Annotated in this window: 14 protein-coding genes; 2 read left to right on the top strand and 12 right to left on the bottom strand. The window is 61.2% G+C overall.

The window, feature by feature from the left end:
• On the bottom strand, positions 1 to 1,299 hold a 1,299-nt coding region (locus tag LB568_RS27415), incomplete at its 3' end, for a hypothetical protein (protein ID WP_224731771.1).
• A 555-nt stretch (positions 1,300 to 1,854) separates the two neighbouring features.
• On the opposite strand from LB568_RS27415, the gene LB568_RS27410 reads away from it, so the two are divergent.
• Positions 1,855 to 2,607: a transglutaminase-like cysteine peptidase gene (locus LB568_RS27410; protein ID WP_224731770.1), complete on the top strand. Its 753-nt coding sequence runs from the start codon at positions 1,855 to 1,857 to the stop codon at positions 2,605 to 2,607.
• A gap of 79 nt (positions 2,608 to 2,686) precedes the next feature.
• On the opposite strand, the gene LB568_RS27405 is transcribed toward LB568_RS27410, so the two are convergent.
• The 4 genes from LB568_RS27405 to LB568_RS27390 are packed head-to-tail and all read right to left on the bottom strand — an operon-like array spanning position 2,687 to position 8,268.
• Entirely contained in the window at positions 2,687 to 3,322 is a 636-nt protein-coding gene (locus LB568_RS27405; protein WP_140574508.1) for a ribbon-helix-helix domain-containing protein, read from the bottom strand.
• Positions 3,312 to 4,601 carry an HlyD family type I secretion periplasmic adaptor subunit gene (locus LB568_RS27400; protein ID WP_140780374.1) on the bottom strand — a complete coding sequence of 430 codons (1,290 nt, stop codon included), beginning with the start codon at positions 4,599 to 4,601 and terminating at the stop codon, positions 3,312 to 3,314. The genes LB568_RS27405 and LB568_RS27400 overlap by 11 nt, the downstream gene beginning before the upstream one ends.
• Positions 4,602 to 4,644: 43 nt before the next feature.
• Positions 4,645 to 6,777 carry a type I secretion system permease/ATPase gene (locus LB568_RS27395; RefSeq protein ID WP_224731769.1) on the bottom strand — a complete coding sequence of 711 codons (2,133 nt, stop codon included), beginning with the start codon at positions 6,775 to 6,777 and terminating at the stop codon, positions 4,645 to 4,647.
• Between the two features lie 42 nt (positions 6,778 to 6,819).
• The gene (locus tag LB568_RS27390; protein ID WP_013893811.1) at positions 6,820 to 8,268 is read right to left on the bottom strand and encodes a TolC family protein; all 1,449 of its coding nucleotides are present in this window, start codon (positions 8,266 to 8,268) and stop codon (positions 6,820 to 6,822) included.
• A 330-nt stretch (positions 8,269 to 8,598) separates the two neighbouring features.
• Here LB568_RS27390 and LB568_RS27385 point away from each other — a divergent pair, with 330 nt between their 5' ends.
• Complete coding sequence (locus LB568_RS27385) at positions 8,599 to 9,135, top strand: hypothetical protein (protein WP_224731768.1); 537 nt, start codon at positions 8,599 to 8,601, stop codon at positions 9,133 to 9,135.
• 24 nt (positions 9,136 to 9,159) lie between these two features.
• Here LB568_RS27385 and LB568_RS27380 read toward each other — a convergent pair whose 3' ends face one another.
• The 7 genes from LB568_RS27380 to LB568_RS27350 form a co-directional block, all read right to left on the bottom strand.
• A complete protein-coding gene (locus LB568_RS27380) occupies positions 9,160 to 9,741 on the bottom strand; it encodes a hypothetical protein (RefSeq protein ID WP_224731767.1) in 582 nt (193 codons plus the stop codon).
• Positions 9,738 to 10,316 (bottom strand): L,D-transpeptidase, encoded by a 579-nt coding sequence (locus tag LB568_RS27375; RefSeq protein ID WP_013893814.1) that lies wholly within the window; start codon positions 10,314 to 10,316, stop codon positions 9,738 to 9,740. Before LB568_RS27375 ends, LB568_RS27380 begins: the two co-directional genes overlap by 4 nt.
• Entirely contained in the window at positions 10,300 to 11,463 is a 1,164-nt protein-coding gene (locus LB568_RS27370; RefSeq protein ID WP_224731766.1) for an AAA family ATPase, read from the bottom strand. The genes LB568_RS27375 and LB568_RS27370 overlap by 17 nt, the downstream gene beginning before the upstream one ends.
• On the bottom strand, positions 11,460 to 12,092 hold the full coding sequence (locus LB568_RS27365; RefSeq protein WP_224731765.1) for a TadE/TadG family type IV pilus assembly protein: 633 nt from the start codon (positions 12,090 to 12,092) through the stop codon (positions 11,460 to 11,462). Before LB568_RS27365 ends, LB568_RS27370 begins: the two co-directional genes overlap by 4 nt.
• Positions 12,086 to 12,580, bottom strand: a complete 495-nt coding sequence (locus tag LB568_RS27360; RefSeq protein WP_224731764.1) for a TadE/TadG family type IV pilus assembly protein — start codon at positions 12,578 to 12,580, stop codon at positions 12,086 to 12,088. Before LB568_RS27360 ends, LB568_RS27365 begins: the two co-directional genes overlap by 7 nt.
• Positions 12,581 to 12,584: 4 nt before the next feature.
• Positions 12,585 to 14,099, bottom strand: coding sequence for a TadE/TadG family type IV pilus assembly protein (locus LB568_RS27355; RefSeq protein ID WP_224731763.1), 1,515 nt, complete (start codon positions 14,097 to 14,099; stop codon positions 12,585 to 12,587).
• A 71-nt stretch (positions 14,100 to 14,170) separates the two neighbouring features.
• A complete protein-coding gene (locus LB568_RS27350) occupies positions 14,171 to 14,446 on the bottom strand; it encodes a hypothetical protein (protein WP_224731762.1) in 276 nt (91 codons plus the stop codon).
• Positions 14,447 to 14,450 lie beyond the last annotated feature (4 nt).

Genomic DNA, 14,450 nt, shown 5'->3' with positions numbered 1-14,450 from the left:
GCCGTTGGTGTTCTGCGTCAGCGTGCCGTAGTCGGCCAGGACGACAGGGTTGCCGCCCAGCGTGGCGGTCGCCGCGCTCCAGCTCACCGAAGCCGATGCAGCAGGGCCATCGGCGCCGAAGATGTTGCCATAGTCGGTGCTCACGTTGCCGCCAACAGTGGTCGGGGCGCCGTCCTCGGTCAGTGTGCCGGCATTCACATTGTGCGCGACAGGCACGTCGTCGACGATCTGCACCGACAGTGTGCCCGGAAGGGAGGTGTCTCCGTCTGTGTCGGTGACTGTCACCGTCATGTTGTCGAAGATGGAATCGATTCCCGCGTCGGGGTGAGCGGCGCTGTGGACGAGCGTGTAGGTATAGCTCACCTGGCCCGTGCTGGCGTCATAGCCGTTGATGGTCAGCATGTTGCCGAGCGGCGTCGTGATTTCGATCGACGTCGACCCGCTGTTGGCAAGCGCGGCAGCCGAAATCACCTGGCCGTTAATGTTCACCGAGCCGATGCCGTCGGGCGAGTTGATGGTGAAGGTGCCCGTATTGTGTTCGGAAGGATCGCTGTCGTTGCCCGCGTCATGGTCCGCCAGTTCACCCGAGCCTGACGGCAGGCCCTTTTCATAGACGGTGGTGTCGCCGCCATCCAGCTCAGGCGCCAGGTCGATGATCGAGGGTGTGGAATCCGGCAGCAGGCTCGGAAACAGTTCGCGGTGCTCCAGCTGGCCGAACGCCAGGTCTGTCGGGGGCAACAGTGCCGAAAGATCGAACCCGTCGCCGATGCCGCCGGCGGGAACCGAGAAGTCTCCGCCTGCGCTGGAGGTCGAGCCTCCCGGGCCGGCCGACATCGAACCGTCGGCGCCAAAGGCAACATCGACATGGCTGGCCTCGAGCGCGGCGATCAGGGCAACGCGCGGCACCTCGACATCGCCAATGAGGAAGGCGGGCACGTGAAGGGCGCCATCCTTGATCACGATGACCGAGCCATCGGCCTGTTCGAGCACCAGATTGTGGCCGTCGACCTTGATGTTGTCGATCGAGACGTTGGCTGGAAGCTTCACGACGTTGCTGGCGTCGGCCACGTATTCGTGGGGGGCGGGTGCAGCTGCTGCTTTCGCCTCCGCGGGCGCCTCCGGCGTGACGGGTGCGCCGCTGCCGACATCGACCGGCACAGGTTCGGCCGCTGCCGGCTGCGTCGAAGCCGCCTGGGCGACCTGGATCTCCGCCGGCGATGTCTGACCGTGATGGTCACTGGTGGCGGAATGCTCGTCCCAGGACCTTGCAGCGGTGTCCAATTCGATATTGGTGGTCATTTGCTTGTACCCCTCCGGAATTTCCCGGAAAGAGACAGCGCTCACCATTGCTTTGCAACGGTTCATCAATCTATTTGATATACTGCAATATGCACAAAATCGTATTTTTTACGCGTGGTAAACCGATAACATATATTCCGTTATATATTGCCGATATCGGCGGCGATTGACGGCGGTCCGCCTCCGGCTGGATGGTAAATGAAAGTATAAATTATAATAAAATTTTATACAAAACAGAAGAAGTAAGTTCTGTCGTCGTTATCTACCTTCGTTGCCAATAATTTGAGACAAGATTGGTACCGTCCACAGTCAAAGGTGGGCGTTATGAAAAAAGAAAAAATCGCGCCGGGGACAACCGGTCTCAAACTGCTCTTGCTAACGATCGGCCTTGCGGGCCTGCCGCAGCCATCGCTCGCGAGCCCTTCTTTCGAGGGGGTCGCGTCGGTCGGCAGGTCCGTCGAAGAGGTCGAGGCGCCGCGTAGCCTGGGTGGCGTTTCCCTGGAAAGGTCCGGGCCCTGGCAGCCGGTCGCGGGATACCAGCCCGGCATTGTCTCCATGAGCTACACAATCGACAACGCCAATGCCGGCGTTGCGCCAACGCCCGCCGATGTCCGACCCGCCGATGTTGGAATTGATCCCATCCAGACGGCGGCGATCATCCCCGGCGTGTTCGGCTCGGTCGCGCTGTCCATGCACAACTTTCCTGTCGCGGCGCGGTGGGCGCCTGTCTACCAGGCAATCGTCGGCTGCACGGCAGGCAGTGCCTGCGAGCATAAGAGCGCGGCTTTTGCCACGCTGATCTCGACGGCACAGGGCAAGGGGTTCACCGAGAAACTGTCCCTCGTCAACAGCGGCATCAATCGCCTGATCGCCTACAGGAAGGACAGTGTCGTCTATGGCAAGCTCGACTATTGGGCGAAGCCTTCGGAGGTGCTCGACAAGCGCGCCGGCGACTGCGAGGATTTTGTCATACTGAAGATGACCGCCCTGCTCAGGGCCGGCATTCCCGCGCAAAGCATGGCGCTCGTCGTCCTCCATGATCGCAAGCGCGGGTTCTTCCACGCCGTCCTGTCGGTGAGCACGGCGGATGGCGCGTTCATCCTCGACAGCCTCCACAACACCGTCCTGCGTGACAGTGATCTCCCCGACTATGTTCCGCTTTATTCCTTCAGCACGGATCGCGCCTGGATCCATGGCTCGAGATCGGGCAATGCGCAGGTTGCCGCGATCAAGGGCGGCTTTGCCGGCGTCGCACCCGGCGAAGGATTGCTGCCGGATACGGCTTCGGGGAAGCTTGTGCGAAAGTAAGCAGCGGCTGCAGAATCGAAGCTACGGTTTGGTGCATGCGCAGGAGATACGGACTCTATCCGTTCCGGTGCGATGCGCTTTAGCCGCTGACGAACGCCATCAGCAGGTCCTGTTCGATCAGCGGCGCCCGCACCGCGTTCAACTGGCCGCGATAGCGTCGGTCGCCGGCGCCGATGACGAACCCGCTGGCGACCGGGGTTTCGCCATTAGCATCCAGCCGCGCAAATATGTCCGCGACATTGAGATCGAGTGCCAGCCTGAGATCCTGACGCCCGTCATCGTTCGGCGCCGTCGGCAATTGGCGCTTTACCAGCTGTTGGAACGGAGCGTTGAAGGTCAGGATTTTTTTCGACGATGAAAGGGCAAAGGCGGGCGAGGGACAGGCGACCAGTATCGCGCTGATCGTCCGTATCGATGCTAGCCTTTTCAACGTCAGGTTTTCTTCCGCCATATCACGTATGCAGGCAACTCTGATCGCCGATGTCAGGTTGCCGGAAGCAGGCTGACCTTCGGCGATCTCATCGACAAGCATGCCGATCGTGCACTTCCGGCTTTCCGCCATATGCCTCAGCGATGTCCAGAAAGCCCGCTCCAGGCGGATTCCGCGTCGTATGCCGAGGCGCGCGACGACCCGGAACTCCATGCCGAGGTCTTCTGCCTTCGTCGGCAGGAGCAACCGGTCGAGAACGGCGGGAGGAGTGGCGCTATCGTTCACTCATTGCCTCCTCTCGTGCCTTGTTGATCGGCTTCAGGAGGTAGGTCAGGATCGTCTTGCGTCCGGTCTTGATATCGACGGAACAGATCATGCCGGGGATGATCGAATAGGCCTTGCCGTCTCTTTCCAGGGTCGACGTCTCCGTCGCCACGCGCACCTGGTAGTAGGGTTCCCCGGTCTTCTGGTCGACCAGGCTGTCGGCGGTGATGTTGGAGACCTTGCCTTCGATGCCGCCGAAGATCGAGAAATCGTAGGCGGTGACTTTAATGAGCGCCTCCTGGTCGGGGCGGATGAACGCGACATCCCGGGGCGAAACCCGTGCCTCCACCAGCAAGGTCTCGGAGGTCGGCACGATCCCGGCCACGATCACGCCAGGCTGGACAAAAGCGCCGACCGTGTTGAATTCCAGCGTGTTGACGATACCGTCCACCGGAGACCGGATGTCGGTTCGGGCCACTTTATCGGTCGCGCCTCGAATGGTCTCGTCGACGACCGAGAGATCGGCCAGCGCCTGGGTCAGGTCGATCAGCGCCTCCTGCTGCAGCTGAAGGCCCAGTTCCTCGACCTGGAGCTGAGCCTCGGTGATGGCCGACTTGGCCTTCTTTATCGTCTCGCCGGCAAGGTTCAGCTGCCCATGGAGTTCGGTCTGTTCGCGCTCGACCCGGATCTGCTCGGTCCTGGCCATCAGCCCTTTTTTGACCATGGCCTCGACCAGCTTTGTTTCCTGGTCGCTGATGGCCAGGTTTTTGGTAAGGCGATCGGAATCGGCCATCGCCTGGTCGAGTTCCTTTTCACGCTGATCGAGCCGGGACTTCAGCACGGACAGTTTGTTGTCGAAGTTTTCGCGTCGGGCGATCAGGAGCTTCTGTTCATTGTCGCAAATCTGCGGCGCCGCGGCCTGAATGTCGTCCGGGCAAGGGAAGGATCCCGTCAGGTTGCCGCTCTGTTCGTATTTGAGCCTAGCGATACGCACTTCCAGCGCGCGCGCCTTGGCCTGTTGTTCGCCCAGGCTGGACGTATTCAGCGTGTTGTCGAGGCGAATGATCAGATCGTTCTTCTTGACGACTTGGCCGATCTTGACCGCAATTTCCTGAACGACGCCGGGCTCGCTGGCTTGAATGATCTGCGTCTTGGAGGCGGGTATGACCTTGCCGTCGCCACGCGCGATTTCGTCGACTTCGGCGAAGGACGCCCAGCCGACAAAAGCGACGAACAGCGCCCCTATGATAAATATGGACGCCGATGCAAAGAATGGCGGGCGATCTTCCCTAGCAAGCATTTACCAAACCCCATTATATTGACCTGGATCAATATAATTTGTCTCAAACATTTGTTTTCTGCAGCGCCTGTATGACTTGTTCTTTCGGTCCGTCGGCGACGATCTTGCCCTGCTCGATCACGATCAGCCTGTCGGCCAGCTCGAGCATGCTGAAGCGGTGGGTGGAGACGATCAGCGTGGTGCCGCGGTCAAAGGCCACCTTGAGCTGCTTTATCAGCTGACGTTCCGAGGCCAGGTCCATCGACCCGGATGGCTCATCCAGGAAGACGATTTTCGGCTTGGTCAGCAGCAGCCGGGCAATCGCCACCGTCTGCCTCTGTCCGCCGGAAAGGTTGGTGCCTCGCTCGCCGACGTTCATGTCGTAGCCACGCGGATGGCGGGAGACGAACTCGTCGACACCGGCAGCCCTGGCCGCGTCGATGATCTGCTCATCGGTCGCTTCTGGGCAGGCCATCAGCAGATTTTCCTTGATGGTGCCCGAGAACAGATCGCCAGCCTGCGCAACGATGCCGACCGCGGCGCGAACCTCCGACGGGTGGTATTGGCGGATGTCGATCCCGTCCAGCAGCAACTCGCCGGAAGTCGGCAGGAAGAGCCTGCCGATCAGCCGGCCCATGGTCGTCTTGCCGGATCCTATCCGGCCGATTATGCCGATCCGCTCGCCGGGCCTGACGGTGAAATTCAGGCCGGACAGAACCTCGTTTTCGGAACCGGGATAGACGAATCCGACGTTCTTGAATGCCATCGCGCCATTGCGGATCGGGCGGTTTACGAAGCCCACCGTATCCGGCCGGTCTTCCGGTTGCGCCATGATCGAGTTGACCATCCGCAAGGAGAGCATGGCCTGGCGAAACCGCGACAGTGTTATGGCGATCTGGCCGAGGGGGGCCACGGCCCGGCCCGCCAGCATCACCGTCCCGATGATAGCCCCTGTCGAGACGTGCCCTTCCGAAAAGGCATAGGCGCCAGCCACCACCAGGGCGACGGTGACCAATTGCTGTATCGCCTGGGTGATGTTGCCGGCTGCCGCCGAAAGCTGCTTGATCTTCTCGGACGTGTTGGCGGCGTTCTTCGAATGCTCGCCCCATTTGCGCAGCAGATAGGCCTCGGCGCGCAGGGATTTGATCGTTTCCAGCGTGGAGATGGACTCCACCAGCAGCGACTGGCGCTGCGAAGCCTCGTTCATCGAGGCCGCGACCCGCTTGCCGATGCGCCGCTGCGTAACCAGCCCAACGGCGACCGACGCCAGGAAGGCCACGGCCGGAATGATGACCAGCCAGCCGCCGATCGCATAGATGACCAGCAGGAAGACGAACACGAAAGCCGTGTCGATGAAGACGCTGATGGTGTTCGAGGTGAAGAACTCTCTCACGAACTCATATTGCGTTATGCGGTTTGCGTACTCGCCGGTCGAACCGGGTCGCGCCGACAAGGACGAATTGAGCACTTTCTCGAAAAGCATATAGGAAATCCGAAGATCGGCCTTGCGCCCGGCATAGTCGATGAGCGACGCCCTGGCGGTCTTCAGAAGCAGGTCGAACACGATGACGGCGCCGATGCCGATGGCCAGAACCCAGAGCGTCGATATCGCCTTGTTCGGGAGGATCCTGTCGTACACGTTCATGGTGAAGATCGGCGAGGCGATGGCGAGCAGATTGATGAACATCGCCGACAGCACGACTTTCGAATATGTGCGCCAGAAGCCTCCCATCGTCCCCGTCAGCCAATGTCGCCGCTCGATCTTCGGCGCCGAGCCGACGCTCATCGCCTCCGTGGCGTTGGCGTAGGTGATCGAGAAGGACACACCGCCGCTGATATAGCTGGCGGCGAGTTCCGATCGGCTGATGGCGGTGCGCCCGTCTTCCTGGGGGGCGGTGAAATAGTCGCCGCCTTCCTCCTCGGAGAGCAGGGCAACCGGCAACTGGCTGACGCGAAAGACAATTGCGGGCAGATCGATCCGCCCGCGCAGGAAATCGCGATGGCCGAACGCCCGCGCTTCCAAACCTATGCGTTCGGCAAGGTTGCGGATGTCGTCGACCTCGACGCGGGTATCCGACAGCGGCACGCCGGCGAACAGCACGGTCTCGGCGCTCGGTCGGCCGAGATACGCGGCAACGGCCGAAAAGCAGGCCTTGAAAGCCTCCTTCGGCGACAGGATATGGGGTTGCTGATTCACGATCTGCCCGCGAGGACTGTCGGTCGCGCCTTACGTCGCTGCTTACTTCTTCCTGACCGGCGCCAGAATGTCGAAGGGCAAGTCATTCTTCTGTTCCGAGGGCGTGCGCGCATAGGTTTCGGTGTCAGCCGTTTCCGGTGCGGCGAACTCGGTCCGTGCGTAGGCGTTGGCTTGCTTTGCCGGCTGGATATCCATCGTCTTCAGCAATTCCCCGGTCGCAGCCAGAAGCCGGTACTGGGCAAAGAGTGACGCATAGGATGCGGTGTCCGCGAGCGTCGCGGTGTTGAACCGCGTATTCTGCGCATCGAGCACGTCTAGCAGCGAGCGCTGCCCGACCTTGAACTGTTCGCGATAGGACGCGACCAGCTTTTCGTTGGAGGCGGCCTGCAGCTTCAGCGTCTTTGCCAGGTCGGCCTGCCGGAAGCGGCGATCCCATGAGGTACGAACGGCTTCTTCGATCTCGCGCAGAACCTGGTGCATGGCGAGCCGCTGTTCGCTGGTGCGGCGGATCTGCTCCTGTTCATTGGCCTTGTCTATGCCGCCCCGATAGAGGTTCCAGCGCAACACCAGGCGCGCCTGCAGGTCGGATGTGTCGCCATTGTCGCCGTCGATATCGTATCCCGCCCGGGCCGTGCCCTCGGCGACGATCGAGGGACCGTACTTCGCTCGGGCCGCGTCCACCAGCGAGGCCGCCGCGGCGATATCGCTGTTGGCCATATGGACGCGCGGGTTGTTTGCTCGTGCCAGGCCCAGCGCATCGTCCAGCGACCTCGGCAGCGCGGCCGAAACGTCGCCCGGCCTCGACGCATTGGTCAGCGGTTTCCCGACGGTCTTGAAAAACCGTATCTTCGAAGCCTCCAGTTCCTCCGAGGCTTCCTGCATGCGGGCCTTGGCCGCGAACAGCCGCTCCTCGGCCTGTTGCCGGTCGGCTTCGTTCAGCCCGCCGCCCGCAATGCCTTCCTGGATGTCGTGGAGGATAGCCTGATGGAAGCCCAGGTTCTTCTTCGCCTCTGAAACGATGGAAGCCTGCAGCATGTATTCGAGGTAGTCCTGGACCACCGAGAGCCCGATGAATTCGGACCGCTCCAGCACGCGGAACGACGCACCATCGACGCGCGAGGCCTGACGATTGAGCTCGGCGCGTCTTGCGCCGCTGTCATAGACGGTCTGTGAAACCGTCAGATCGGCTTCTGCCGGGTAGAGGTTGTCATCATCGAGGGAAAGCGCGCGACGCGACGAGTTGTCGAGACGACGAGCCCCTCCGGATGCTTCCACGTCGACGCTGGGAAGATAGAGTCCCTTTGCCTGGCGCAATTCGAATTCGATCGCCTCGCGATTTTCTATGGCCTGGCCGATCTCGGGATTGGACTCGACGGCTACCGCCACGGCCTCCTTGAGCGTGAGGGCATTTGCACCCCCGCAGGACAGCATCGTGGCTGCCATCAAAAGACCAAGGCGCTTGCCCATGGCCGAAATGCCTGTTGTTTTCATTTAGCCCGCCCCAACTTTCCCCAACGCCCTTTTTCGGGGCGCCACAACCAAGCCTGGGCCCAAGCCAGGCCGGCCGTCGGTGGATCATCTACCAGATTCACGAAATATGTGAGTAATTATTAATTTAGGAAACGCTAAAAGGCTTTTTCCAGCCAGAAGACCCGCGTGATGTAGCAAAAATGGCACATAAAACCGACGTGTACGGTTAGGGAAACGTGAAGGCCGCTGCTGATGCGCCGGCCAATAGGCATCTTCCTAATGGGCAATCCCGGCCGTTAAGGCTTGCGCAAGTTCTGCCATCTATCATCGATTGCTAATGTGGAGGGCGACATGAAACGCAAGCCGATTCTGCTCTTTCTCTTTCCCGCTCTTGTCCTTGCTATCCTGGCGGGAGCGCGTATCGCGACATTCTTGCTGGGCGCCTATCCGGCGAGCCCCACAATGTGGTGGATCTGGCTTGAACTGCGGCCGTTGTCGACGATGTTCTGGCAACAGGTCGACTTCTATCTGGACAGCTCGATGGTCCTCGATTTCACGATCCTGGCCGCCGCCTTGATCGTCAGCTGGCTTGCCTGCCACGCCCGCAAGCGGGCTCCATTCTTTCTGGCCAACCATCTGGCGTTGCTTTTCGTGGGGCTGATGATAGCCGCCAGCAGCCAATCTCAGACGGCGAGCACCATTGCCGCCTTTACGGCGCCCAGCGGCCTCCAATTCTCGCTGATGGTCGATTTCTCCTGGCAGAACAGCCTGGTCCTGCTTCTGGGCACGGCCGCGTGTGTTTACTGTCACGTTGCCTTCCTCACCGAAGCGAGACAACGCGCCGAGCTGCGGGCAATGCAGCTCGTCACCCTGCAGCGAGATCTCTAGAAGACGCCGTCAACGCCGGCGGCTTCAATTGATCTTGCGGTAGTAGACCTTGCCGTCCGGCTGCTCTATGCGCTGGTAGTTGGAGTTTGGGGGAGGCGGCGCCGAAGCGATCCTCCTTTTGGGCGGTCGTGCCGCTTCGTCGACGCTGGCCTCGCTGGCGGGTTCGCTGTCGAGCGCTTCGGGCGCTTCCGCCACCGCGCTGGTGGTAACCTCGGATTGTTCCGCCATGTTCGGCGGACTGTTGCCGGCAACGGCGGGCGGGGACTGCTCCAGCCTGGCAAGGCTGCCATTGATTTGGTTGAAGTTGCCCTGCAACTGGCTGTCCAGTTTTTCGAACCGGCTCTGGAAGCCGTTGTTGACCGTATCGAGCCGCGCCGCGATCCGTTGCTCGAATGCTCCGAGCTGCTCCAGCCGCGCCTCGACGGAGCGCAGGTCGTTGATGCCCCGATAGAGGTAGATGGCAGCCGCCATGTTGATCAGGGTGATGAGCAAGGCGCCGGCGGCGGCGACGCCGATCGCTTTTGTGTTGCCAGGCCTGTCGACGGCGACCTGTTCGCGTTTGCCAACATCGATCGCCGGCATGCCCGGCTCGCTGATCGTCGTCATTGAACCACCACCTTGGCGCCGATCGGGACGCGCTTGAAAAGGTCGATCACATCGGTGTTGGTGAGGCGGAAGCAGCCCGATGTTCCGTCGAAGCCGACCCCTGACGGGTCATTGGTGCCGTGGATTCGATAGAGCGTGTCATGCCCGTCCCGAGACAAATAGAGCGCCCTGGCGCCGAGCGGATTGTAGGGGCCGGCCGGCACCATTTCCGGCAGCTCCGGTTGGCGGGCACGCATTTCCTTGGGCGGGCGCCATTGCGGCCATTCCGTCTTGGCTCCGACCTTGACGACCCCGGTCCAGCCGAAGCCGTCGCGCCCGACGCTGATCTTGTAGCGAAGTGCCTGGCCCTGGCGCGTCACCAAATAAAGCGCCTTCTCGTCCTTGCGGATAATGATCGTTCCGGGCTGTTCGGCGGTTTCGAAGGCGACTGTCTTGCGCAGGCTTGGGCCCATGGCCGGCAGCGGCGGAGCACCCGCGGACCCGGCATGGGCGCCGCCCGGCATCACAAGCGCCAGGCCCGCGATGCAGGCGGCGGCCAGCCCCGAGGCGATCCGATGCCTATCGGGCAGCGTCATCGAGCCGCTCTTTGAACATCGTCTTCAGATCCTTGTTGAAGCGCGCCCGCCCATCCACTTCCGAAGGCAGGATCGCCCGGTTCAGGGCATCGGCGAGAAGCGCGTTGTCGAGTGCCAGCGACTTGATGTGCGGCGCCTTGAATATCTTCTCCAGCTCGCTGCGCGAGAAGTGGTTCCCGAACCATTTGCGCTTGTGCTTGTTGGCGACGAGCGTGATGTTGACCGCGTTGCCGCGCAGTTCGCGGATCTTGCTGTAGAGCCGCTTGCCTTGCCGCAGCGACGCGACATTGAGCTCGAACACGATGAAGATCTCGTCGCTCGTCGAAAGCACGGAATTGTGCCAGGGCGTTTCGAGATTGGGCAGGTCGATGATGATGTCGTCGAAGCGGTAGGCGACCAAGTCCAGAAGCCGGAACACGAAATCGCTGCCACGCGGCTCGAAGGGCAGTTGCGGCCGCTCGAACGCATAGAGGGTGAGGCCGGACGGGCGCGAGAGCTTGATGACGTCCATCAGCTCGACGTCGAGCCGTTCGGGCTGGCCGATGATGCCCGTCAGGTCGAACTGGTTGAACTGGTTGATATAGGCGCCGCAATTGGCGCTCTGGAAGTCGAGATCGACCAGGCAGGTCGAAGCCGCGCGCTCGGCCGATTTCGAGGCCAGGAACTCGGCCGCCGACAGCGCGAGCGTCGTGGCGCCGGCTCCGCCGCTGGCGCTGATGAAGGTGATGATGCGGCTTTTCGTTCCCTGGTTGCCGGTGTCGTGGAAGGTCACCGCGTTGAGCAGCTCCTTGCCGTCGAGCGGCTTGTGCAGCCAGTCCGAGGCGTTCATGCGCACCAGCACGCGCGTCTGTTCCGAGGTCAGCTCGTCGGAGACCGCGATCAGCGGTACGGACGCCCACAGCGCGCGCGCCTCGACGATGCCGGGCCTGCCGAGCAGCCCGCCGCTGCCGAGATCGAGGATGACGATGCCAGGGCGCGCATCGGCGGGCGGGCCCTTGAGAAAATCGTCGGTCTCGGAAACCCTGACGTCATAGATCGCCAGCGCATCGAGCCGCGTCGCTACCTCGCGCTTGAAATTCGGATCCGACGAGAACAGCGCCACCTGCTTTCGCTTGGTCGGTGTAACCTTGGTGTTCATCGCGTTCATGGGAAGGTGCTCTTCATGTCTTCGCCCGTGGCCGTGCTCAGCATGGAGGGCATGGTGATGGTTCCGAACCCGAGAAACCCGGCCAGAAAGAAGAACTGGAAGGGATGGTTTTGAATGCTGACGGTGATCGTCGGTACCGGGCCGCCGGGACGCGTCCAGTAGCCCAGGCCGGACGCGGCGTATTCAATTTGAACCTCGGACTTTACCAGCATGGGCAGGAAGGTGTGCATTCCGGCACGATTGGGGGTGCCGTCATAGATAGCGTCGAACGAGGCCTGGCTCGCGTTCGCGGGCTTGCACAAGCCTCCTCCGACACTGCAGCAAGCCACGCCCGCTGCACTTGCAGTGCATACATAATCATACGTGCCGGCCGGAACCGCGGTGCCGACCTTGGTTACATCGCTCTGCGTTATCGTCTCAGATGGAAGCCCGATTGCGACAGGCGTGGAAATCTGCGCCAATCTCGCGCCCGCCTGCACTGCTTTGTTACCGGCATTCCATTGGTAGAAGGCATAGCCAAAATCGACGAAACCGAGCAGCAGGGTCAGCAGCATGGGCATTGCAATGGCCGCCTCCACCATTGACGCGCCGGATTGGTCTCTCCAGAACCTGCCGTGCGAGATCACCATCCGAAGACACGCTCCTGATGGAACACATTGAGCGTAAGGGCACCAAAGCCAAGGTAAGACCAGAGGCCCAGAGTGGGATATGGATATGCGGTGCTGACCTTCACGACAATGACGGTGCCGGTGCTGCTGAGATAGAGCTCGTTACCGGTCGCATCGGTCGCCTGGATCGACTGAGCCTTGGTAATGGTGACTTGACCCGTGGTCCACCCGGTAACGCGCGCGGTACCGTTCGTGACGGCCCCGTTCACGGCCAGGTTCGTTGCCAACGCGGAACAAGTATTCCAGTCGCTGCTGCAGCGCGCCATGTAGCGAGCGGCATCCTCGACGCCCGCTTCGAGAAGCAGGCGCGTGTTGAAGATGTTCGAGAACTCGAAGACGCCGGCCGACAGCAGCAACACGAGTGGCGTGACGATCGCTATCTCGACCAAGGCGGCGCCTTGTTCGTCATGATGGAACCGCTGGAGGAACTGCCTCAGTTTGATGAACATGGCGCTACCGGTACAACTGCGCTTCGTTGCGAAACGCCTTGTCGACAAGGGTGTTGTTGGCAAAGCCGCCATCGACATCGACGATCTCCAGGCTGATCGGCTTCTCACCGGCAGTCGAATCCTCGTCGTCCTTGCTATTGTCCTGCTTCTGGATTGGCGTGTTGATGAAGACGCTTGCGTAGCCGTCGGGCTTGATCGAGACATGGCCGTTTAGCTTGGCCTGATTGGCGATGCAGTTGACGATCGCCATGTTGAGTAGCCGGCGATCTGGATCGAGTGTCGGGTTAGGGCCCTTGTAGCAGGATGGATCGCCGCTTTCCTTGGTCGGATTCAGCGACTTGTCACCGACAAGGCTTTTGGCGATCTCGTACTTGTAGACGTCATATCTGGAAGCCGGAGCGCTCGTGGAGCCGGTGGGGTTAGTGGTGCTGGGGACGTTCGGATACGCCGTCCCGTGGTTGACCTGCCAGTAACTTGTCCAGAAGCTCTGCGATCCGATTTTGTCGGACATTCCCTTCGCATCGACGTAGTTGGTGCCCGGAGGCAAAGGCAACGCGGTGTTGTCCGTCACGGGATCGTACTTGCTGCAGCCGGTCTTCTGGCCCTTGCGAACGTTGGTCGCCGGTCGGTAATTGAAATCCTTGCTGCTCTTGTTCAACGAGCCGCTGTACAGGTCGAACCGGACATTGAGACCAGTATTGACCTGGCCAAGGGTGACGCCGGTTTTCGTGGTGAGCGCATTCCGGTTGTAGCAGGTGCCAGAGGTGCCCATCGCTATCGCATCACGCAGCGAACTAAGGTTGTTGTCGATCAGGCCGAAATTGCCGGGGCCAGGGTTGGAATCCACCTTCAGGACGCGGAATTCGCGGCTGTAGGTGTCTCCAGAGGCAAAGGCTTGCTGGATAGTCTTGCTGGTCAGCGGGTCGGATGTCTCGAACGGGTTGCACATGAACAGCGGAACGGTTTCGCAGATCGACTGAACGAACCCGGCCACCGCCTGCGGCTGGATATCCATGGTGTCCTTGCTGCCGACCAGGCTTGCCGGAAAGATCGTCGCGAAGGCGCCTGCGCCAGCCGCAACGCCGGAAGCGTTGATCGTGACCTCAGCGAATGAAACAGCCTTGGGATCGGTGCTTGCCCAGTTTGTGCCGTTGGTATCGACACCGGCAGCGCTCAATGCGGTTTCGTCGCTGGCGGGGATGCCGGTCAGATAGGTGACGGTCATATCGGCTAAAACTAGCGGATGATCGCCCGATGTCGAAAACAGGGTGTTATTGGAGACGAGGGTCGTCACGGCCAAGTTGGCCCGGGTGATGGAATCCGATCTGCCGTCCAGTTCCGCCGCGGCGGCGAGCGCCATCGCGTCGATACCCTTCTGCAGATCGTTGTGCAGCCCGTTGAGCCGGCTCATATCGATGGCCAGCACCGAGAAGCCGATAAGCACCGGTATCATAATCGCCACGAGGATCATCGCTACGCCGCGTTGATCGTTCCAGAAGGCTCGAATGGTCCCCAACATGACCTTACTCTCTGCTTTCTTGCGTCAGGGCCCCTCGCTTGCCCGGCGCCCTCCGCATCCCTCTGTTCAGCTCACGGCGTCGTCACACCGGACCCGCCGACATTGACCGTGATCGCCGGCGGTGGTGGCGGTGGCGGCGGAAATTTGTAGTTGTGCGCGACAAGTGCTGCGCGCGTGCCATCGCCTTCGATATGTGTGTTCCTGGAGTTTGGATTGAGCGGGTCGACGGTCTGCAGCATCGAATTGTATTTCTGCGTGTCGCCGGCGGCGAGCGTCACCGTGTCGTAATGGTTCAGATAGTCGGCGGCGCAGCCCGTGAGCGCGCCGGTGCACAGAATAAGGATCAACGCG

Origin of the sequence: Mesorhizobium sp. B263B2A (assembly GCF_020165775.1) — a bacterium.
Lineage (GTDB): Bacteria > Pseudomonadota > Alphaproteobacteria > Rhizobiales > Rhizobiaceae > Mesorhizobium > Mesorhizobium opportunistum.
The sequence above is the reverse complement of the archived record's forward strand: the minus strand, read 5'-3'. Positions and strand labels throughout refer to the sequence as shown.